General features: G+C 69.1%; 16 protein-coding genes and 2 pseudogenes. 6 read left to right on the top strand and 12 right to left on the bottom strand.

All coding sequences use genetic code 11. From position 1 onward, the window contains the following. Positions 1–37 precede the first annotated feature (37 nt). Positions 38–259: a hypothetical protein gene (locus OG456_RS39630; protein ID WP_266570742.1), complete on the bottom strand. Its 222-nt coding sequence runs from the start codon at positions 257–259 to the stop codon at positions 38–40. 162 nt (positions 260–421) lie between these two features. On the opposite strand from OG456_RS39630, the gene OG456_RS39625 reads away from it, so the two are divergent. Then, positions 422–637: a hypothetical protein gene (locus tag OG456_RS39625; RefSeq protein ID WP_266569923.1), complete on the top strand. Its 216-nt coding sequence runs from the start codon at positions 422–424 to the stop codon at positions 635–637. A 4-nt stretch (positions 638–641) separates the two neighbouring features. On the opposite strand, the gene OG456_RS39620 is transcribed toward OG456_RS39625, so the two are convergent. Further along, positions 642–1,880, bottom strand: a complete 1,239-nt coding sequence (locus OG456_RS39620; protein ID WP_266569922.1) for an IS110 family transposase — start codon at positions 1,878–1,880, stop codon at positions 642–644. Positions 1,881–2,453: 573 nt separating this feature from the next. Here OG456_RS39620 and OG456_RS39615 point away from each other — a divergent pair. From OG456_RS39615 to OG456_RS39605, 3 genes are all read left to right on the top strand, one after another. Then, entirely contained in the window at positions 2,454–5,309 is a 2,856-nt protein-coding gene (locus tag OG456_RS39615; RefSeq protein WP_266569921.1) for a family 20 glycosylhydrolase, read from the top strand. A 14-nt stretch (positions 5,310–5,323) separates the two neighbouring features. Continuing rightward, entirely contained in the window at positions 5,324–7,588 is a 2,265-nt protein-coding gene (locus OG456_RS39610) for a right-handed parallel beta-helix repeat-containing protein (protein WP_266569920.1), read from the top strand. An 80-nt stretch (positions 7,589–7,668) separates the two neighbouring features. Next, positions 7,669–8,541 (top strand): glycoside hydrolase family 16 protein, encoded by an 873-nt coding sequence (locus OG456_RS39605; protein ID WP_266569919.1) that lies wholly within the window; start codon positions 7,669–7,671, stop codon positions 8,539–8,541. Between the two features lie 115 nt (positions 8,542–8,656). Here the strand turns inward: OG456_RS39605 and OG456_RS39600 are convergent, their stop codons facing one another. From OG456_RS39600 to OG456_RS39575, 6 genes and pseudogenes are all read right to left on the bottom strand, one after another. Beyond that, positions 8,657–10,900: a SpoIIE family protein phosphatase gene (locus OG456_RS39600; RefSeq protein ID WP_266569918.1), complete on the bottom strand. Its 2,244-nt coding sequence runs from the start codon at positions 10,898–10,900 to the stop codon at positions 8,657–8,659. 322 nt (positions 10,901–11,222) lie between these two features. Beyond that, positions 11,223–11,366 carry a hypothetical protein gene (locus OG456_RS39595; RefSeq protein ID WP_266569917.1) on the bottom strand — a complete coding sequence of 48 codons (144 nt, stop codon included), beginning with the start codon at positions 11,364–11,366 and terminating at the stop codon, positions 11,223–11,225. Between the two features lie 413 nt (positions 11,367–11,779). Continuing rightward, positions 11,780–11,998, bottom strand: a complete 219-nt coding sequence (locus OG456_RS39590; protein ID WP_266569916.1) for a hypothetical protein — start codon at positions 11,996–11,998, stop codon at positions 11,780–11,782. Positions 11,999–12,145: 147 nt separating this feature from the next. Next, positions 12,146–13,833, bottom strand: a pseudogene (locus OG456_RS39585) (serine/threonine-protein kinase). A 103-nt stretch (positions 13,834–13,936) separates the two neighbouring features. Further along, entirely contained in the window at positions 13,937–15,913 is a 1,977-nt protein-coding gene (locus tag OG456_RS39580; protein ID WP_266569915.1) for a zinc ribbon domain-containing protein, read from the bottom strand. Beyond that, positions 15,910–16,527: an IS607 family transposase gene (locus OG456_RS39575; protein WP_266557006.1), complete on the bottom strand. Its 618-nt coding sequence runs from the start codon at positions 16,525–16,527 to the stop codon at positions 15,910–15,912. The genes OG456_RS39580 and OG456_RS39575 overlap by 4 nt, the downstream gene beginning before the upstream one ends. A 402-nt stretch (positions 16,528–16,929) precedes the next feature. On the opposite strand from OG456_RS39575, the gene OG456_RS39570 reads away from it, so the two are divergent. Continuing rightward, a complete protein-coding gene (locus OG456_RS39570; protein ID WP_266569914.1) occupies positions 16,930–17,151 on the top strand; it encodes a hypothetical protein in 222 nt (73 codons plus the stop codon). Between the two features lie 109 nt (positions 17,152–17,260). Then, positions 17,261–17,605: a hypothetical protein gene (locus OG456_RS39565; protein ID WP_266569913.1), complete on the top strand. Its 345-nt coding sequence runs from the start codon at positions 17,261–17,263 to the stop codon at positions 17,603–17,605. A gap of 250 nt (positions 17,606–17,855) precedes the next feature. Here OG456_RS39565 and OG456_RS39560 read toward each other — a convergent pair whose 3' ends face one another. The 4 genes and pseudogenes from OG456_RS39560 to OG456_RS39545 form a co-directional block, all read right to left on the bottom strand. Then, positions 17,856–18,059: a hypothetical protein gene (locus OG456_RS39560; protein ID WP_266569912.1), complete on the bottom strand. Its 204-nt coding sequence runs from the start codon at positions 18,057–18,059 to the stop codon at positions 17,856–17,858. Positions 18,060–18,277: 218 nt separating this feature from the next. Continuing rightward, the gene (locus tag OG456_RS39555; RefSeq protein WP_266569911.1) at positions 18,278–19,099 is read right to left on the bottom strand and encodes a YhjD/YihY/BrkB family envelope integrity protein; all 822 of its coding nucleotides are present in this window, start codon (positions 19,097–19,099) and stop codon (positions 18,278–18,280) included. Between the two features lie 454 nt (positions 19,100–19,553). After that, positions 19,554–19,949: an SsgA family sporulation/cell division regulator gene (locus OG456_RS39550; protein ID WP_266570741.1), complete on the bottom strand. Its 396-nt coding sequence runs from the start codon at positions 19,947–19,949 to the stop codon at positions 19,554–19,556. 90 nt (positions 19,950–20,039) lie between these two features. Next, positions 20,040–20,126, bottom strand: a pseudogene (locus OG456_RS39545) (IS5/IS1182 family transposase); the annotation flags it as partial. Positions 20,127–20,131 lie beyond the last annotated feature (5 nt).

Raw genomic sequence — 20,131 nt, 5'->3', positions numbered from 1 at the left:
GGCCTGCCGGTGTCCTCCGGTCACCTGTCGCCTTGCATCAGAGACGGCGATCTCGCTCTTCGTCGATGAGCGGAGTGGACGATGGCACGACGACCCGCCTGCGTTTGGCGATGCTGAGGAAGGCCAGCACGCCGATGACGCCGACGACCATCATGATCGCGCCGACCACATCGAGGTTGACGCTCCGCATCTGCCAGTCGGTGCCGAACGTGAGAATGGCACCTGCGCCGATGAGCAGAATACATCCGCCTAGGCCCATGGGATTTCGCCTCCAGTGTCGAATGGTGGTGGTGCACGTTGCCTTCGGGTACCCGCGGCGTTCGCCGTCATACACGATCGGGGCTCTCTTGATAACGAATGCCGGCGGCCATGTGGCAGCCTTGGACGACTACGTGTCGTGCGTCGAACTCCTGCTCGCGCCGTGGGACTTGCCGGCGCGAGCATGTTCCTTGTTGAAGGTGCGCGCGGCGAACTTCTTGGCCCGCTTCTTGCTCTCGCCCTGCTCGCAGACGCTCTCCTTGTTGTGCTCGAACTGGCGTTCCAGATGGGTATTCGTTCACCGGGGGATGTGTTGGTGATGGCCCAACTGTTCTGCGGGCCGGCCGGGTTCTTGATGAAAGACATCTCACGTGCTTAAGAAGTCAAGCCGCGACGGCCAGATCCGTTGAGAAGGAGGTGAACGCGCGATGCTCATCGAAGAGCTGCCGACTCTGCAAGCAGTGGTAGAGCTGGCCGAGCAGCCGGTTGAACAGATGTCGCTGAGCCTGGGCATGCCAGTCTCCGGCCTCGCGTCGGCGGCGGTAGTGCGCGTCGGCTCCGGGCGAGGAGGTCAGTGCGGCGAAGGCCCACAGGAAGCCAGCCGTGATCAGCCGGTCGTTCTTGATGAAGCGCCGCCCGACGAACTTCTTCTTGCCGGAGGCGCGGGTGATAGGCGCCGAGCCTGCATATGCCTTCAGAGCGCGGGCGTCGGTGAAGCGGTCGCGGTCGTCGCCGATTTCTGCGAGCACCCGGGCGCCGAGCTGGACGCCAAGGCCGGGAAAGCTGAGCAGGATGTCAGCGTCCGGGTGCTCGCGAAAAGACTCTTCGACCGCCTCGGCCAGGTCATCAGCCGCCCGGCAGGCGGCGTCCAACTGCACGATGAGTGCCATGAGTTGGCGTCCCATGGCGTCCTCGACGGCCTGCGGCTGACGGACGTGGTCGCCGCGGAATGCCTCGCGCAGGCGCTGTGCTTCGGCTTCGATCCCGCGGACCCGGCCGGCCCGCCGCAGCGCGGCCTGGAACTGCGTGACGGAGAGCTTCGCCGCACGGGCCGGGGTCGGGGCCGTGGCCAGGACTGCGCGGGCTTCCGGACGGGCGAGGCCGTGCTGCTTGCCGAGGAAGGCATCCAGGGCGGCCGGGTAGAACGTCTTCAGCAACGAGCGGACCTGGTTGACCAACTGCTGGCGATGCCAGACGGCGTCCTGCTGGGCGCGGGCGAGCACGGTGATGGCACGGGCCAGGTCGCTGTCGGCGGGCAGCGAGCGGTGGACGTCCATGTCGGTCCGCAGGATGTTTGCCAGGACCAGGGCGTCGCCGGGGTCGGACTTCTTGCGGCTGACGCTGTGCCGGTCGCGATAGCGAGCGGCGGACAGTGGGTTGACCGCGAAAATCTGGCGCTTTCCGGTGCGCAGAGTGGCGACCAGCAGGCCGTGGCTGGTCTCGATCGCGACCGGTATCGGGTCATCCGGGGCGTCGCCGTGTTCGGCGAGCAGCTCCAGCAGCATCCGGTAGCCGGCTGCGTCGTCGGTGATCCGCCGCTTGGCCAGCAGCGTGCCGCTGTCGTCGACCAGGGCGACATCGTGATGGCGCTCGGCCCAGTCGATCCCGCAGTACACGTTCAAAACCGTGCTCCTTGCTTTGTCCGTTTATGCAGGTGACAAGCCTGTGTGGGCCACGCGGCGACCTAATTCCAGGACTCTCGGGTCCGCCATCTCACCAGCCGTTCGTGACGCCAGCGCACCGCAGGGGCCTCTGTCTCGTGCAGAGCTCGAAGGCTCGGGAGGAAACGGGAGGTCACCCTGCGGCGGGCTCGCACCACAACGATCAACGTTCAAACAGCCGGGATGGGTTTCACGGCGCCCCGAAGACGCCGGAGGCAACCGCTCTTTCATAAGGCCTCTGCGGGCCCGGAGACACCAGGAGTTCTCCGGCGCCCACGCGGTCGCCGCGAAACCCATCCACCAAAGTCAGTCCAGCAGCCCTTCACAGGGCTGCCCTGGAACCGCCTACTCACGAATTAGGAGACCCGTTCAAGCCCTTCGCTGCCTGATCTGTCCGATTGATCGGAGGTCTTGAGGAGGTTTCTCTGCCGTCGCTCTGGCGCTGCCCGGCCTGACTCAGTAACCTCCCCTCCAGTTCACGTGGTCTACACCACGAGCCTCGGAGGTGGCCAAGTGCCGCGCAGCGCAAGTCGGTTGATAAACGCGGCTGCGGCCGCACTCGCGGTCATCGGCGCGCTGTCGGCCCCCGACGGTGCCTCCGCGACAGCTCCTGCGGCAGTCGCCGCCGCCCCCGCTGTGGTACCGCCTCTGCAGAACTGGCGGGGCGGAAGCGGCCAGTTCACGCTCACGGGGCAGTCCCGGATCGTCGTTGATGGCGCACCCGGCTCCCGGCTGGTCACCGACGCGCGTGCGTTCGCCGACGACCTGGCCGCGCTGGGCATCCGGCGACTGCCGGTCGTCGCCGGTGGCGCGGTGCGCAAGGGCGACGTCGAGGTCACCGCGCGGGGCAACGCCGGCGAGGGGTTCGGAATCGACGTGACCCGGGGCTCGGTCCGCCTCTCCGGTGACGGCCCGGCCGGTGCCTTCTATGCGGAGCAGTCGGTCGAGCAGATGCTGAAGACCTCCGATGACCACGCCTCGCTCCCGGTCGGCTCCACCCGGGACACCCCCGTGCAGCGGACCCGAGGCCTCATGATCGACACCGCTCGCACGTACTGGTCGGTGGAGTCCATCAAGCAGACGATCCGTCAGCTGGCGTGGACGAAGTTCAACACCCTGCACTGGCACCTGACCGACTCGGAGTTCTTCCGGCTCGACCTGCCCGGCTACGAGGGGCTCGCGGCTGCGCAGTCGTACACCCCCGCCGACCTCCGAGCCGTGCAGGACTACGCGGCCCGCTATCACGTCACCGTGCTCCCGGAGCTCGACATCCCCGGGCATGCCACCGCGATGTCGAAGTACCGGCCGAGCCTGCGCTGGGACTGCGCGTCCATGAACGCGATCATCGACACCGCCCGGGTCGACCCCGGGTTCACCGTCGACATCACCAAGCCTCAGAACGTGGCCTGGCTCGACGGGCTCGCCGAGAAGATCGTGGACCTCTTCGACTCACCGGTCATCCACCTCGGCGGCGACGAGACACCACGTGCCGCCACGCAGGACAAGTGTCCCGAACTCGCCGCGTACGCAAAGGCGCAGGGCTATTCCAAGACCCAGGACGTCTTCCTCGCGTACGAGAACCACCTGAACGCGCTGCTCGCCCGGCACGGCAAGAAGATGCAGATCTGGGGCTGGTGGCCGCAGGCCGGGGGAGCGGGCTCTGTCACCGTCGACAAGGACATCCGCATCCAGGCGTGGCTCGGCGATGAGCAGACCTTCATCGACCAGGGATACGACGTCGTGGTGAGCAACGAGTTCTCGCGGCTGTACGTCGTCCCCAAGGCGATGCCGGGCACGGCCAACGGCCAGTACATCCCGGACGACGACGCGCTCTACCGCACGTACGCCGTGAGCGACTCGGACCGGGTGCAGGGCCTTGAGATGGCGCAGTGGGGCGATCGGCAGTACACGGCGCCGGAGGCGTACTCGCTGTCGTATCTGCGGCGTCCGCCGCAGATCCTCGCCTCCACCGCGTGGGGCAGTCCGCGCAGGGAGAGCTATCTTGACTACGAGGCGATGGCGGACACCGTCGGGACTGCGCCCGGCGTCGCCGAGCACGCGGACCCCGACGCGCGGCCGGTGAGCGCCACCGCGTACGGGCCCGAAGGTGTGGCGAATGCCGCCGACGGCGACCCGGCGACCGCGTTCGCCGCGGAGACCGCGGGGGCGGCCGTCGGCCTCGATCTCGGGGAACAGGGCGCGGTGCGCCCGGCCGCGGTGCGGCTGCTGCCCCGCAGCACATCGACAGCCGACCTTTCCTCGCTGGCCGGAGCCAGGATCGAGGGCTGCTCCGCCGGACCGGACAGCGGCTGCACGACGCTGACGCGTGTGGAGTGGACGCCGACGCGCGACTGGCAGACGCTGCCCCTGGACACCGCGCACGCCTACCGGTGGGTGCGTCTCGTCGGAGCCGCCAAGGCCAAGCCGGTTCTGGCCGAACTGGAGGTGCTCGCCGCCCCGCAGGACGTACACGTCACGGTGAGAGCTCCGCACGACCTGTCGCAGGGCAACCGCACGGTCGTCGAGGGCGAGGTGACGAACACGACAGGCCGGACCCTGCCCCGCGCCGAGGTCCGCCTGACCGCGCAGAACACCCGCGACAACACCGCCCTGGCGCACGCGATTCCGGCGCGGCACGTCACCGTACCGCCGCATCAGAGCCGCACCGTGCGGTTCACCGTCACGCCCGACGAGGCCGCGCACGCGGGCCCCTACCGGCTCACGGCCACAGCCGACTTCACCGCCGGCGAGGGCGGCCGAAGAGTGCGGGGCTCGGCGCTGTCAACGGTGCCGCTGCGGGATCTGACCGAGGCCTACGACAACATCGGCATCACGCAGGACGGCAACCCGCAGCCCGGCGACATCGACGGTGCGCAGTCGAGTCTGTCCGCCGAGGGCCTCGCGGCGGCGGGCGTCGAGCGGGGCCGCACGGTGTCGGCGGACGGATTCACCTTCGCTCTGCCGTCGTCGGCCGCCACCGACCGGGACAACGCCGTGGCCGACGGCCAGCGCATCCCGCTATCCGGCCACGCGGCCCGTGTCGGACTCCTGGTCACCGGAACGTACGGGCCGTCCGCGGGAATCACCGGCACGGTCACGCTCACCTACTCCGACGGCACCAGCGCCGCCAGCGAGGTAACTGTGCCCGACTGGGCCGCCCCGACGATTGCGTCCACCACCGTGATCGCCGCCGACGCAGGAAAGGTCAACGGCAGCGGCCGCGCCCAGACCACCCGCAGCGCGCGGCTTTACGCCGTCCACGTCGACGCCGACCCGGCCAAGCGCCTTGTCTCCGTCACACTGCCCACCGCGTCGGGAGCTCTCGGCGTCAAGGCCCCGCTGATCCACGTGTTCGCCCTCGCCACCGACGACCGACAGGGGACCTCCTGATGCGTCACCGCGCCATGCCAAGTCTGAGACGAGCAAGGGCCGTTGTACCCCTGGCCGTCGCCACGGTCCTCGCGGGCGTCCTGCTTCCCGCGGGCGCCGCGACAGCCGGTGAACCGCCCGCCGTCGTACTGCACGCGGCACCCGACGGCGGGGGCAGCGCATGCTCCACCGGGCGCCCCTGTTCGGTGGAAGGCGCGAAGGACCGGGTGCGGCATCTGCTCCCGTCGGGTGGGGCACGCGACATCGTGGTGGAACTCGCCGACGGGACATACCGCCTCGACAAACCCCTGGAATTCGGGCCCGAGGACTCCGGCCGAGGCGCCCACCGGGTCACATGGACGGCGGCCCACGGTGCTCACCCGGTACTCAGCGGCGCGCTCAAGGTCACGGACTGGACGCTGCGCGACAAGGACAAGAACATCTGGGAGGCACCGCTGCCCAAGGGACTCGACACCCGCCAGGTGTACGTCGACGGCAAGCGCGCGCCCATCTCCCAGACGACGCCGGCCGAACTGAACCTGTCGTTCGCGGCGGCGACCGGTGGCTACACCACCACACCCGCCAACTGGGGACAGGACCTTCTCGCCACCGTCGGCGCGGACGCACTGCGCAGGGTCGAGTTCGTCTACACCGGCGGCAACGGCCCCTGGACCCAGTCGCGCTGCCGCGTCGAGTCGGCGCAGATCCCAACTTTGCTGATGCAGCAGCCCTGTTGGGGCAACGTCACGAAACGGCCGACGTTCACCCAGGCATCGGGCTCTCTGCCGTCCATGAAGGCGGGCACGGCGCCGACCCGCATCGAGAACGCCTACCCCTTCCTGCATTCCGGGCAATGGTACGTGGACCAGGAGCGCGGCGTCCTCGACTACATCCCCGCCGCCGGTGCCGACATCCACTCCCTCGACGTGGAAGTGCCCGGCCTCAGCACCCTGGTGAAGGGGGCCGGCACGATCGACGCACCGGTGCGCAACCTCACCTTCTCCGGCCTCGACTTCGCGTACGCCACCTGGCTGGAGCCGAGCAGCCCCGCCGGATTCGCCGACGTACAGGACAACTTGCGACTGACCGGGGACAACCCCGACCGGCCGCAGGGCACCTGCACCTTCGGCACGCCACCCGGCACCTGCCCGTTCGGCGCGCTCACCCGGCAACCCGGCAACGTAGAGTTCACCGCCGCGCACGACATCGTCCTGCGCGGCAACACCTTCACCCACCTCGGCGCGGCCGGACTCGTCATCGAACACGGCAGCCGCGACAACACCGTCGAAGGCAACACCTTCGCCGACATCTCCGGGAACGGCATCATCCTCGGCAGCACCACCGACCCGAACCCCTCCGACGTCGGCGCCGACGACCGTGAGATCAACTCGGGCAACACCCTGGCGAACAACCTCATCCACCACGCCGGCGCCGACTACCCGAGTGCGGCCGGCATCACGCTCTTCTTCACCCAGCACACCCTGGTCACCCACAACGAACTGCGCGACCTGCCGTACACCGGCATCTCCGCAGGAGTCGTCCAGGGCCACGTCGACAACGCCGCACACCCCGAGAACACCACCAACATCAACAGCGACAACACCATCAGCCACAATCTGGTCCACCGTTACATGCAGGTCCTCAAGGACGGCGGCGCGGTGTATGTCGAGGGGCATCAGGGCCAGACCATCAAGGCCGCCGACGGTTCGGTGGACCGGGCAGCGAGCGTCGCGCACGGCCTGACCGTGGCGGGCAACGTCGCCTACGACCAGGGCAACGTCAACTTCACCTGGTACGACGACGCCGGGGCGCAGTGGCTGAACTGGACCGGAAACCTGGAGTGGGGCGCCAAGCAGGCACAGGGCGGCTGCCAGACCACCGGCCATCTCGACTACGTCGGCAACGTCCAGTCCGGCCTGACCGGCGAGTTCCACTGCTCACCGCCCGTGCCCGTGGACACCCGCATCGAAGGCAACCGGGCCATCCCCAGCACACCGGACGCCGCCGATCTGCCCGCCGACACCGTCGCACGGGCCGGGCTGACCGGCCGGTGGCAGCAACTGACGACCTCGTCGGCGCCCGGCATCGGCTACGCCCACAAGACGACGGACGGCGGCGATGTCCTGGCGGCAGGCCACGGCTACGGCCCCGGCATCCAGGTCGACTTCGACGGCGTACCCGCCGCCAGGATCACCGTCCTTTCCAACGGCGTGCTCAACGCGGAACCGCCCTCAGGCACCGACCCGGTGCGCGTGACGGTGACCACGCACGCCGGCAGCGCCACGGCCGTGCTGTCGTGACCGCCTCATCGGCGTCGACTAATCACAGAGATCGCACACCGTGTGTGCGCAGGGTCCAGAGCCGAAACCAGGAGGACAGCATGCACGACAACGGGATGTCACGCCGCAGCCTCTTCCGTACCGTGGGCGCGGCCGGGGCCGTCGCCGCACTGCCGGGGCCCCTTGCCTACGCGGGCCCTGCCGTCGCAAGCGCCCGTCCAGCACTCGTCGACCCGGCGACCCCGCACGACGCGCAACCACATGTCGGGCCCTTGGCAACACGCGCCGCGTCCACACTCGTCTTCAGCGACGAGTTCACCGGCACCAGCGTGGACACCAACAAGTGGAACATCCTCGACGTCGACCGCGGTGACTACTGGTACAAGGCGTCCAACGTCCGGGTGACGAACAGTGCGCTCGCCATCGACATCAGCAACGTCGGCGACGGTACCTACGGCGGCGGCCGCATCGACAGCCAGGGCCAGTTCGACTTCACGTTCGGCACCATCGAGTACAGCATCCATATCCCCCCGACTCAGGGGCACTTGGCCGCCGCGTGGCTGCAGGCCAGCAACGGGGTGACCCCCGGCGGCGCGGTGGACGGCACAGCGCGGGATGGCGCCGAGATCGACATCATGGAGACCTTCAGCACCGCCAACCAGTACGGCGTCACCGTCCACTGGGACGGATACGGCGCCGACCACCACCAATCCAGCACCAACGTCAGCGCCCCCGGCCTGCACGACACCACCTGGTACCACACCGTCACCCTGGACTGGACATCCACTCGGATGACGTTCAGTTACGACGGCACGGTGGTCCGCACCATCACCGACCCCAATCTGATCAGCCAGGTCCGAGAGTTTCCCATCGCGTCCCACGAGGTCATCCCGTACGCCCAGGGCAACATTGCGGACGCCCCCCTGGACTACACCTCCACCATGTACGTGGACTACATCCGCGTCTGGCAGTAGTCACCCAGCCGATGACGAACGTGAATTGAGAGGAGTCGGTCACGACGGAGGACGCTTCGGCGTGGTGGGTTCTGCCGTGCGTTCTTCGTGTGGGTGCTGACTGGCTGCGCGTGGCTCATCCGGCATCCGGTCCGGTGGTTCGCGAGTCGAGTTCGGCCCAGACCGTCTTGCCGTCCTCGCGGTAGCGAACTCCCCAGCTTTCGGCGAGTGTCGCGCAGATGTGCAGTCCGCGTCCGCCTTCGTCCGTCGCCTTGGCGTGGCGGGGGTGGGGGGCGGCGAGCGCGGCGTCGTCAATTTCGCACGTCAGAGTTGTCTCCCCTCGGATCAGGCGGAGGGTGATCGGGGGAGCGCCGTAGCGGATGGCGTTGGTGACCAGTTCGCTGACGACCAGTTCGGCGGTGGACGAGGCGATGTCGAGTCCCCATTCCTGAAGGCGTGTCTGTGTCTGCTCCCGGGCCGGTCCGGCGGACTGGAGTTCGGGCGGTACATTCCACTGGGCAACCTCGTCCGGGGGCAGGTGCCGGGTGCGTGCGACGAGCAGGACGCGGTCCGGGGCCAGGAGGTGTTGGACGTCGTCTGCCATCTGTTGCGGTCCGTGATCCGGATGCGCGAGGGCGGCGGCCAGGCTGCGGCGCGTGGGGCCTTGCTCGCGGGTGGCCGCGGGAGAGGCGAGGCAGACCGTGCTTCCCTCAGGCAGGACGAGGCTGGTGCAGGCGAACGGAGGGCCGTCCCCTCCCAGGAGTGGCCCCATAGGCAGGGGGGCGGCGTCCATGGTGCCGTCCGGGCGGACGATCGCGAACAGTGAGCGGCCGGCCCGTGCGGCGTCGAGGCGCCCGCTGACGGGGTCGTGGATGGCGATGGTGCAGTGCACGGTGGGTTCGTCGATGCTTCCCTGCAGGCTCTTCTGCTCGCGGGCGAGGCGCAGGACGGTGGAATGCAGCCGGGCCAAGAGTTCGTGCGGGTCGAGGTCCAGGGTGGTCAGGGCCTGGACCGCGGTCCGCAGGCGGCTCATGGTGGCGACCGCGCTCAGGCCCGGACGCTCGACCTGTCCCACCACCAGCGCGACGCGGGCGCCGGGCAGGGGCAGAGCGTCGAACCACGATCCGGCACCGCTGCCGCCCGGGCGGCAGCGCTGGGCGATCTCGGCGGCCCGCTGGGTCTGCCGTTCCTGTCCGATGGGCCAGCTTTGCAGCGAGGTCATGACGATGTGCTCGCGGGTGAAGCGCAGCGCGTTCTCCAGACTGCTCGCGGTGCGCGTGGTGATGCTCTTCGCCAGGTCCACGTCCCCGGGAGTGAACGGCTCACCGCCGCGCCGGCGCTCGAAGGCGACCGCCCCGAAGATCTGGCCCCGTGCCGACAGCGGCGCCACAAGCCGCGGCCCGTAGGGGGCGCTGCCGGGGTGAGCGCCCTCTGCCGGCAGGGTGGTGACCGACAACGGCAGCTTCGGGCCGAACAGCGCGGGCAGCAGAGTCGAACCCGTCGGTGGTGGCGGGTGGTCGGCGCGAGTACTGCCCGCCGCAGCACAGCGCAGCAGCATCTCGCCGTCGAGAGCCGCGAGTTCAGGCGCCTTGCCCTGCAGGACGGCGTCGGTGAGTGCCACCACGGCACTGTCGGCGAAGGCCGGCACCGTGACGTCGACCAGCTCGCGGGCCGTGCGCTCCACGTCAAGGGTGCGCCCGATCATTTCGCGGGCCCTGTGCAGGAGCCGGAGGCGGGCCTGGGCGCGCTCTCGCGCGGTCACGTCCACCGTCGTCGCCACCAGTCCGAGGGTGCGGCCCGCCGCGTTGCGCACGCGATAGACGGAGACCGAAAAGACGTGCTCACGGTCCGGGTCGGCGGGTGGCCGGCTCCGCAGCAGGACATCTCGGGCCGGCCGGCCCGAGACGAGGACCTCACGGAGCATGCTTTCGTCGATCCGCATGCCTAGGGAGGCGTATGCCTCCATGGCCGGCAGACCGATGACGTTCTCCAGGGAGATGCCGCGCATGCCGATGGCCGATGGGTTGACCCGCACGACCCGCAGCTGCGGGTCGAGGAAGTGCAGACCGACATCTGCCTGGGTGAACACGGCGTCCAGGATCGCCTCTCCCAGACCCAACAGGTCCTCATCCCCGCCTCCTGCGCTGCCCTCGGCCTTGTCCTCGTACTGCCACACACCCCAGGTCCGTTCGCGGGGCTCCCGCACCAGCGGCACGATGCGCCACGCCCGCCCGCGGGCAAGGGAGCCGACGACCTCGAACACACTGGTGCCCAGGACGTGGGCCGCCGTACGGCCGAAGAGGTGTTCCGCTGCGACGCTCCACCCCACGACCTGGCCGTGAGCATCCACAGTCAGGAGAGGCTCATCGTGAGCGGGCATCGGCATCCTCACCTGTTCGTGTCGGCAGCACTGTCCGCGGGTCGGTCCCCTCCGTGCGCCGGCGCGGCGCGGCACCCCAGCTTCGAGTTCGGCAGCCCGGATGCGGTGCGGCCCCGCAGGGGATGTTTCGGATCGTGCCGCCTGCCGTCCCGCGCCGTACCTCTGTTCGCGAGCGAGTAGGGCCTCGTCCTCGGCTTCGAGGCCGGGGTACGGTTCGCCGCTGCCGTGGGCCCCCACACGGCGCAGCGTGCCGCCGGTGAAGACCCAGGGGCAGCGCCGGGGTAGTCGATATTCGGCGTCTCGACCCGTCCGACGTAGCAGCTCACAGCGCCGACCCGACGTCGTCCAACCCGATGTACGCGACGTTCGGCGCCCCTTCAGGAACCTTCGGCTGCTCGTGGGCCGACCAGTTCGCAACGGAGTCACCGACGTCGAGAATGGCCACTCCGCGAGATGTCGAAGTCACCGCTCACACCTCATACCCCTGGACCCCCACCGCCGGCTGGCGGAGGCTGCTGCCTCCATGCTTGGCCCACACCGAGCCGCGCGCCCGGTGGCAGACGGTCCGTGTGGGCCGGCCGAGTGGGCCGTCCGGGGCGAGTGGTGGCCTGCCGCTCGACCGGCAAGGCAAGTCAGCGCACGAGGCACCGGAACCCGAGAGGGCAGGTAGCGGTGGTCTCCGGTGGCCCGGATCGCTTCGCTGGAGGGCGCGCCCATCGCGTCCGGCACGGCGGGCCGCTGGTCTGCGGATAGGCCGTCGAGGGGTTCCTGGGCCAGGAGCCGCAGGCTGAATCCACGGCCGACGAGCCCGAGGGACTCCGGCTCGGTAATCAGCTTCTCCAGGAGTTCAGCGCGGCCCTGAACGCGGATCGTGCCAACCTATACGGCTGACACCGCTTCCGCCTGATCCGTTCTGGCCGGCCCTGCCCCGTCCGGTCGGGGCAGGGCGGATGCGCCCACTTGCCTGTCCTCGCCGACGAGGGTCGGCGAGGTGGGGATCAGGCCGGAGTGACCGGTGCTCTCCTCCCAGCCCTCCACAGGGCTGCCCTCCGGAATGAATCCGTTGTCGTGCACGGCCACGATGTGCTCGTCCAGCACGCGACAGCCGCTCCAGCGTGTTGAGGACGAGGAGCCCGTGCTCGTCCGCGACGACCTCGTACGTTTCCTCGCCGGCGGGCCGTTCACCGGACAGACTCGCCCCACCCGCGCGCTTCCACCTGCAGACCGAGGCACGCGCCCCTACACCTAGCCTGCCTGCCGCCACACCGTCATGTCCGCGGACACGAACGCGATGTTCGGCATCGCGGTCGACTTCGTCTGGATCACGAGCAGCGCGATGTCTCCGTTGCCGTGCCGGACGCAGATCTCAGTGCCTGACGCGGCCGCGGCGAGCGGGAGGCGATGGTGCGTCTGGCTCTTGGTGAGGCTGCGACACTCGTCGAGGTCCGCGCCCGGTTCGCCGAAGACCATGGTGAACACGCTGGTGTCGCTCTCCAGCGCGCAGCCGACCTCCTTCGCGCAGGTGAAACGGATGTCACCCCTGCGGTCCTTGCGCTGGAAGGGTTCCTTGAAGCTCAGTGAGTTCTTCGCGTCCAGCCACTGCCCGGAGTGGGGTTCGCCCCGCACCGGCCCGGCCGTGGTGGGGGTGTCGCCCGCCGTGCCCCCCGTCTGGGCCGTTTTCTCGTCGGCTCCGCTGCCGTCTGGCCCCGACGTCTTCCCCGCTGCCTTGGGTGAGACCGACGACGAGGCCGGCGCGCTTGCCGAGGTCCCCGGATCGGCCCCCGCTGAAGTGCCCGTACGATCCGATCCCGTATCTCCCCGGTCGCGGAACACGCCCGTCGCGTCCATGACCGTCCACGCCAGAACCGAGAGGACCAGCACGGCCGCCGTCACGGCCACGCCCACCACCAGTCTGGACCCGCGTCTTCGTGACAGGGCCGTGCCCGAGTCCGTCGGCGCCGCCCATGGGTCGTGCGCCTGCCACGGCTCCGCAGCGGCCAGCGGGAGCGTGTGTACCGGCGTGGGATCGGGCACCGGCGGCGGCACCGTCACCTCCGGCCCCATGACCTCTCGCCAGACGGTCGGTCCCGCGCCCGCGTCGGCGTCCTCGCCCAGTTGCTGCCGGCACCACTCCACGACCTCCGCGAGGGTGGCTCGTTCCGCTGGATCGGCGGCCAGGCAGCGGGCGATCAGCGGACGGAGCCGAGCCGGCAGCAGCGACAGATCGGGCTCGGAGTGCACGATCCGGTACAGCACGGTGACCGCGGGACCATCCCCGTACAGCGGCTCACCGAGCGCCCCAACGCCGCGGTCTGGCCGAGCGCGAACACGTCGGTCGCCGCCGTGACCTCGCCCCCGGACGCCTGCTCGGGAGCCATGAACTGGGGTGTGCCGATGGTGGACCCCGTGGCGGTGTACGAACTGACGCCCGCGGCCAGCGAGATGCCGAAGTCGATCACGCGCGGTCCGTCGGACGCGAGCAGGACGTTCGACGGCTTCAGGTCACGGTGCACGATCCCCGCGCCGTGGATGGCCTGGAGAGCCTCGGCGACTCCGGCCATCAGCCACAGCACGGCGGGCACCGGCAGCGCCCCGCCCCGGCCGACAGTTTCCGCCAGCGAGGGGCCGTTTACATACAGTGTGGCCAGCCAGGGCGGTGCGCCGTCTGCGTCGCCGTCGATCAGCTCCGCGGTGTACGCGCCCCTGACCCGCCGGGCGGCCTCCATCTCCCGGCGGAAACGCCGCCGGAAGGTGGGGTCGTCGGCCAGTTCAGGCCGGACGACCTTGATCGCCACGGGCCGGCCGCCCTGCGTGTGTGACAGGTAGACCCGTCCCATGCCGCCTGCGCCCAGCCGCGCGGCCAGCCGGTAACCGGCCACCACCGACGGATCGTCCGCCTGCAGCGGCTCGAATACCTCATCCGCGTCGCACACCGCCACGCGTCACCCCCTGATCCCCGGGATCACCAGACCCCGGATCCCCCTGCCCCTGGTCAACAAGCGAGTTGCTGCTGACCGACGGCAGTAGCGTCTCTGATCAGCTAAGCGATCCTGAGTCGGATTGAGTTTCCGGGATCGCTTCCCATCGTGGTGGGGTGGCATGGGCGTGGAGATGGAATCCCGCGCCCAGTGCTGCCCCTCTCGGCCGGTGGCCAGTGGTGGGTGTGCTGGTCGTCGTCACGTCCTGGTGCCGGTGGGCCGCTCGGAGCAGCCGGGTCCGGTCCGTTGGCGCGTGTCCCTCCGGACGCTTGCCAGCAGGACCGCACGGGCGGGCTGCTGGGGAGGGTGCCCTGCGTCGCCTGGGCGCGGGGCGTGAGGTGTGGCGCCGGGTGGGTCCGGTCTTCGACCGGTCTTTCCGGCTGGACTCGGTGGTCGGGGTGACCGCTGCTTTGGTTTCGAGCTTGTCGACTACCGTGCGGATCGCCATGGTTCCGCTGGATTTGTCGATGACGGTCTTGGACTGGTGGGCCAGGCCGCGTGCTGCGATGCGGCGCCAGGCGCCCTGGTCGCGGTCTCCCTGCCAGCCACAGGACTGGCTGGGGCAGATGGCCCACTTCCAGCCCGCAGTGGTGGGCCGGTCGGGGGCTTTGCGGTGCCTGAGTGGGGTGAGGCACCGCGGGCAGTGTTTGGAGGTGTTGCGGGCTGGGACGGTGACCACGGCGATGCCGGCCTCCGCGGCAAGGTGTCGCATGTGGTCGGTGATCTGCCCGCGGACGGCTTGGGAGAGGCGCGTGTTCATGGTGCGGCCCATGCCCTTGGCTTCCATCGAGCGCAGGTCTTCAACGTAGATCACGCTCGCCCCGGCGGCGGTGGCCTGGTCGACGGTCCACCGTGCGGCAGCCCACGCCAGGGCGTCGTTCAGGTTCGAGCGGCGTGCGGACACGAAGCGGATCTCGTCGCGCAGCGCCTGGTGCCTGTCGGCCAGCGGGTGCTGTTCGTTCTCGCCTATGAGCCGCTGGTAGTGGTCGGCCTTGGTGTGCAGGTGCTCGGACAGACGACGGAGCCGGTGCTGCTTGGCCAGCACTCCGGCGGTCCGGAACTGGGCGCCATGCCCGAGGGCGGTGATACGCCCATCGTCGTGGACACGGGCCGTACCAGCGGACAGGAGGGTGTTCAGGCCCCAGTCCACGCCGAGCGCGACCGTGTGCCCGGTGCGCCGAGCCTTGGGCACGGCGTGGGTGTAGGCCACATCAGCACGTACCTTCCCGCCCGCGATGCGCAGGGTGGGAAGGTGCAACACCGCCCAGGCGGGCACCGTCGGGGGCAGCGACATGGTGCACTCCACCCACGTCCAGTCCGCATACGCCTGCGGATCGGGTCGGGTGGGCAGCTGGATCCGCAGCAGAGCCCGCTGCGGATCGCTCTCGCCGCGTGAGACGACGGCCTGCTGCCCATCGCACGCCGACAGCAACAGCATCCGCGCCGCCCCAGGCGCGCCTTCGGCCTCGAACACATCAACTGGTAAACGACCGTTGGCCTGCCAGTACTTGGTGATCTGCCGGGTACGGCCCTTGATGATGCTGGACGGCAAATGCCGGCCGCCTGGCACGGCATCGCGTACGGCGTCCCACTCTGCTGGAGTGCGCTTTTCCGGGTCGTCCGGCCAAGTCGCGATCACCCCGGCGGTCAGGTCAGCGCGCCACTTCGCCGAGCGCAGAGTGCGCCCGGCCTGCTCCTGGGCCATGCGTACGATCCGGTCGTTGACCTTCACGCCCTCGGCCGGAGCGACGGTCCAGCCGAGACGTCGCAAAGCCATCCACGCGTTCGACGGCAGCTTCCGGCCCCCAGCGTCCTCACCAGAAGCGAGAACATCAACATCGGTGGCGTTCCAGTGCTCGCCGAGCAGCGTGGAGACCAGGCCCGCCGCCAAGTCGGCACACCAGCCGATGCGTTCGGCCAGCACGGACTGGGACAGCAGTTCGCCGGTCTTCTCGTCCACGCCTGCGCGCACAAGGGCGCGGGCACACGCGGTGCGTGAGGTCTCACCGTCGGCGAGCGGCACCTTCCGGCTCATTGGCTATCACCGGCTTTGCACTGGCCGGACTCGGCCAGCAGGCGACGCCGGTTCTCAGCCGACCGCATCCCGTACAGACGCCCGGCGAACGTGGTGACCAGCGACACGAAGTCTTCGAGAAGTTCATCCCGGCCGCCGAGCTTCTTCGGATGCAGCACATCGAGGGTGGCGCCATGCACGCCGAGCAGATGCTTGAGCCATCCGACACCGAACCGTGCAAGCCGGTCCTCATGAGTGACACGCACGACCGTCACCGATCCGTCAGCGACGGCTCGCAGCAACCGGTTGAGGCCGGGACGGTCCTCCCGCAGGCCCGAGGCCCTGTCACGGAAAACCTTCACGATCTGGCCAGCGGAAGTGGCCCGCAGCTCGCTCTCCTGGGCTTCCAACGAAGATTCTTGTCCACTGGAGCCGGAGACACGCACATACAGGCCCTCCAGGCGTACACGCTCTCCGCCGGTCGAGACCTTCATCGCCTCGACGTCGGTCGAGGAAAACCTACGCTCACGGCCAACCCAAGTCACAGGAATCTTCCCCGAGTCAGCCCAAAGACGAAGCGTCACGGGGTGAACTCCAAGACGCTTAGCGGCCTTTGAGAGTCGAAGAAGCTCCATGACAACCACTCTACGATCACTGAGGATTTTTAATCAAATTAGTGAGCCTAAGCCGTCGCCGCTCCTGGGGGATCTACATGTCGAAGTGGCTTTCGGCCCGCATCGCCAGGGCTGCGGTGCCGATGAGGGTGGGCATCTCGTTGAACGTCGCTGTCGCGGGGCCGTGCTCGATCGGGCGTCCGGCCGGGGTGGCGGGGCGTGCAGTTCCGTCACTCAGTGCACGGATACGTAGGACTGCACATCATCGTCTAAAAAGCCGCATACAGCGGACTGCTGAAGGCACTGCTCGATCTCGGAGAAGGCTCGTGAAAGAAGCGGGTGCCGGGCCGTTTTGGACACATCCGGTATGTGTCTGGCAAGGTCGCCCGTCCGTTCCCCTATGAACCGGAAGGACGTGGCGCGGTGACCGAGGTGAGCACTCGCGGTGTGCAGGAAGCCGCTGCGGTGGAGCAGCTGCGTGCAAGCACCACGACGCTCTCCATCCCCCAGGGCTTCGACCTGTGGCAGCCCCAGGAGATGGAGGACTGGCTGAGCGAGGTGGAGGAAGACCCGGACGTCTCGGACGTCGACTTCTACGAGGCCCGCCAAGCGGTCCTGCGAGCGATGGGCAAGGACGCCGACTGACGGCGGAAGGCCGGACGTCCTTCATGGCGTCCGGCCGAGGATCCGCGGGGCTGGTGCGCGAGCGTGTCAGCTCTTGGGCGGGAGCATGTCTTGAACGAGCCTTCCCAAGGTGCTCGCCCTCGAGCTGGCCGCTGTTTTAGCTGCGGCGCTGGTCAGCCGGCCACACCCCGAGCGGGAACTTGACCGGCGACAAATCGTCCGGTGCGACGTACCGCTGCGGCGCCTGCAGCACGTTCGTGTCTCTCTCGGCATCAAGGCCAGCGTGCGGATCCTCACTGGTCTGGCCACTGGTTCCGCCGCCGGCGGCACGGACGCGGACATGGCTCTCTTCGACCTCCGCGACACCCTGAGCGATGTCCGTAATCGATCTTCGAAGGAGTTGGATGCAGGCGGGGCCGCCACGGGCATGTTCAGGCTGGCCGCGTTGGATCGATTGCGTCGGACACTTCAGTGAGTAGTGACTCGACGTCTGCTCCCCAGCGCGAGCTCACCACCAGGTCCCGTGCGGGGTCGACCCAAAGCAGGTGGGCGCCGCTGTTTCCTCGGGCGCAGCGCCCGGTGAACGGGGCCTTGGGCCAGACCGTGCGGTGGTCGTTCAGCCACCACGACAGCCCGTAGTTGAGCTTGACCGGGCAGGGCCGTCACATCTCCTCGATCCACCCGGCGGACAGTCGTTGGTGCCCGCCCCATTGCCCGTTCCGCAGTCACAGTTGCCTGATCCGGGCCAGGTCGAGAGCGTTGATCGACAGGCTGCCGCCCGAGTGTGCGCCGCCGCACACCACGGGTATGCGTCGGCGGTCGATCTCGACCGCAGAGGGTGTGGGCGCCACGATGTTCCGCGCCTTGGCGGACCGCTCCAGCTCCTCCCCGTCGCTCCGGGAGGTGTCGCTCTCCTGGGGTTTGCTCATGGCAGCCTCCTCTCGTCAGGTTCAAGGTCCGCGCATCGTGCTGGGCCCGCAACAGCGTCCCGGCGTCCTGCGTTGCACAAGGTCGGAAAGCGCCACGGCTGCCCCGGTACAGCCGTGCGGTCACCGCTCCTCAACGGGTCGCGCTCACGACAACGACGGGTGGTGGCGCCGACCGCTCGTGGGCGACCGCGCGGCGGTTGCGGCTTTGGCGCGGGAACTCACGGGGCGTGGCGGGGGGCAGGGTGGTGACGTGCTTGGCCGAGACGGCCGACGAGCGCGCCTCCGTACACGGTGTAGCCGACGCCGACGAGCCAGGACTGCACCACCAGGATGGTGCCGACTGCGCCGTAGGAGACCGCGTTGGACACGATCAGCGGCGCGAAAACCAGTTCGGAGAAGAGTCGGAGGCCGGCGAAGGCGGCCACGGTCGCCAACGCGCCAGGCAACAGGCGCAGCCAGGTGACGCGCGATCCGAGGAGGAGGTGTTGCAGCCACCAGAAGTAGAGCACGCCGCCGCAGGCGCCCACCGCGATGCGGGGAGCTGTCGATGCAGCGGCGCTGGGCCAGGGCATGCCGTGCCATGTACTGAGGAGGATCAGGGCGATCAGTCCGGCCAGGCCGAGAACTTGGCGCCACAGCGTGTGCCAGGCGCCTGACGGCAGCTGCCAGATCCGCTCGTAGGCGGTTTGGACTGCGGCCATCAGCGAAATCCCGAATACGGCGAGGCCGACCAGGCCCAGCGCGGTGGTGGTGCTGAGGACGGTTTGGCGGGAGGCGAACAGCTCGTCCACAGCGTGGGCCGAGCTGCCGGACACGCCCAGACCTTCGGCAATCCAATCCGCGATGCCGCTTCCACGGGACGGTAATGCCGCCGCGATCACGACCAGAAGAGGCACCAGCGTGACGAAGAACAGGGTGGCGAACGCCATCGCGCGGTGCAGCAGTTCGACCTCACGACCGGCACGCCACACGCTCCTGGCGGCCTCCACCACCTGCCGGCCCAGCCTCTTCACCTGAGTCCCGATCCGTTCTCCGGCCACGGAAGCACACTTCCTTCGCCAGTACGGCGGCCGGAGAAGTCACCTGCCGGTTGCGGGTTTCCAGCTGCCCCATCGCGCGCGGATGCCCTCGGCCCCGCTTGGCCCAGTGTGCCTCGGCGACTGTTCCGCCTGCGACAGGAATCGCGCTGACGGCGAGGAGGATGTGGCGATGCTCCAGGTGACGGGCCTCCCGCCTCTCTCGGCCGCTGTCAGACGAGTCCGGGGGAGTGCGGGCGCCCGATGTGACGGGTGTGTGCGTCCGAGCGAGCATGGAGTGGCTTCGCGGCCATCGAACAGCGCATCGGGGAATATGGGGCACCGGCTCGCGTGAGGCGACGTACCTTTCGTCTACGTCGGCGGTGCATCCCGTGCCTTCGCGGATGCTCACCCCGGACGAGCCGCCGGCGGGAGATCGGGCGGCTGTCGGCGAAGCAGGCTGCGACCGCGTCACCGCTCAGATCGACAGGAACTCTTGGATGCACCTGTCCCAGTTGATGCGGGACGCCTCCGTGCCCGCGGGCACCAACTCGTCGGTCGCGGCCAGGAACCGGGCCAGGGTTCCGGCGGGAGTGGTCAGCAGCGCCACCCCCGCCCCGCCACCCAGCGCGATGAACACATCGCCGCCGTCACCCGGTGCGATGTGGACATCGCCGTCTCCGGCGGGCCCGCGCAGCCCGGCCGCCAGCGTCTCGCGGGACAGGAGCCACACCGCTCCCTGCTCTCCCGCTCCGAAATCCAGCCGGACCGCGTACGGGTCCTCGGGCCGGTAGCAGCACTCGACATCCAACTCGCGCCACGACGCCACATCGTCGAGTAGATACATCGGCACCCGCACGCACACCCCGTCCACCCGTGCCCCGCCTTCTCTTAAGCCGCACCTGTGAGAACCAGTCCTGCGCCCCGTGTGCCCCTCCGGGCCATGCTCACGCGTCTGGGATGGAGGGAAGTCGTGGAGCAGGTAATCCCGCGGGATACCCGTGCGGTTGACGTACAGGATGGCGTTCGGGGTCTCCCTCAGGTCAGACTGCCGCC

It is taken from the genome of Streptomyces sp. NBC_01446, from assembly GCF_026340095.1.
Classification (GTDB): domain Bacteria; phylum Actinomycetota; class Actinomycetes; order Streptomycetales; family Streptomycetaceae; genus Streptomyces; species Streptomyces aureus.
The sequence above is the reverse complement of the archived record's forward strand: the minus strand, read 5'-3'. Positions and strand labels throughout refer to the sequence as shown.

Coding starts and splice junctions, on each gene's coding strand:
- OG456_RS39630 (WP_266570742.1), bottom strand. CDS start 259: ATGGGCCTAGGCGGATGTATTCTGCTCATCGGCGCAGGTGCCATTCTC.
- OG456_RS39610 (WP_266569920.1), top strand. CDS start 5,324: ATGCCAAGTCTGAGACGAGCAAGGGCCGTTGTACCCCTGGCCGTCGCC.
- OG456_RS39605 (WP_266569919.1), top strand. CDS start 7,669: ATGCACGACAACGGGATGTCACGCCGCAGCCTCTTCCGTACCGTGGGC.
- OG456_RS39600 (WP_266569918.1), bottom strand. CDS start 10,900: ATGCCCGCTCACGATGAGCCTCTCCTGACTGTGGATGCTCACGGCCAG.
- OG456_RS39580 (WP_266569915.1), bottom strand. CDS start 15,913: ATGAGCCGGAAGGTGCCGCTCGCCGACGGTGAGACCTCACGCACCGCG.
- OG456_RS39575 (WP_266557006.1), bottom strand. CDS start 16,527: ATGGAGCTTCTTCGACTCTCAAAGGCCGCTAAGCGTCTTGGAGTTCAC.
- OG456_RS39560 (WP_266569912.1), bottom strand. CDS start 18,059: ATGAGCAAACCCCAGGAGAGCGACACCTCCCGGAGCGACGGGGAGGAG.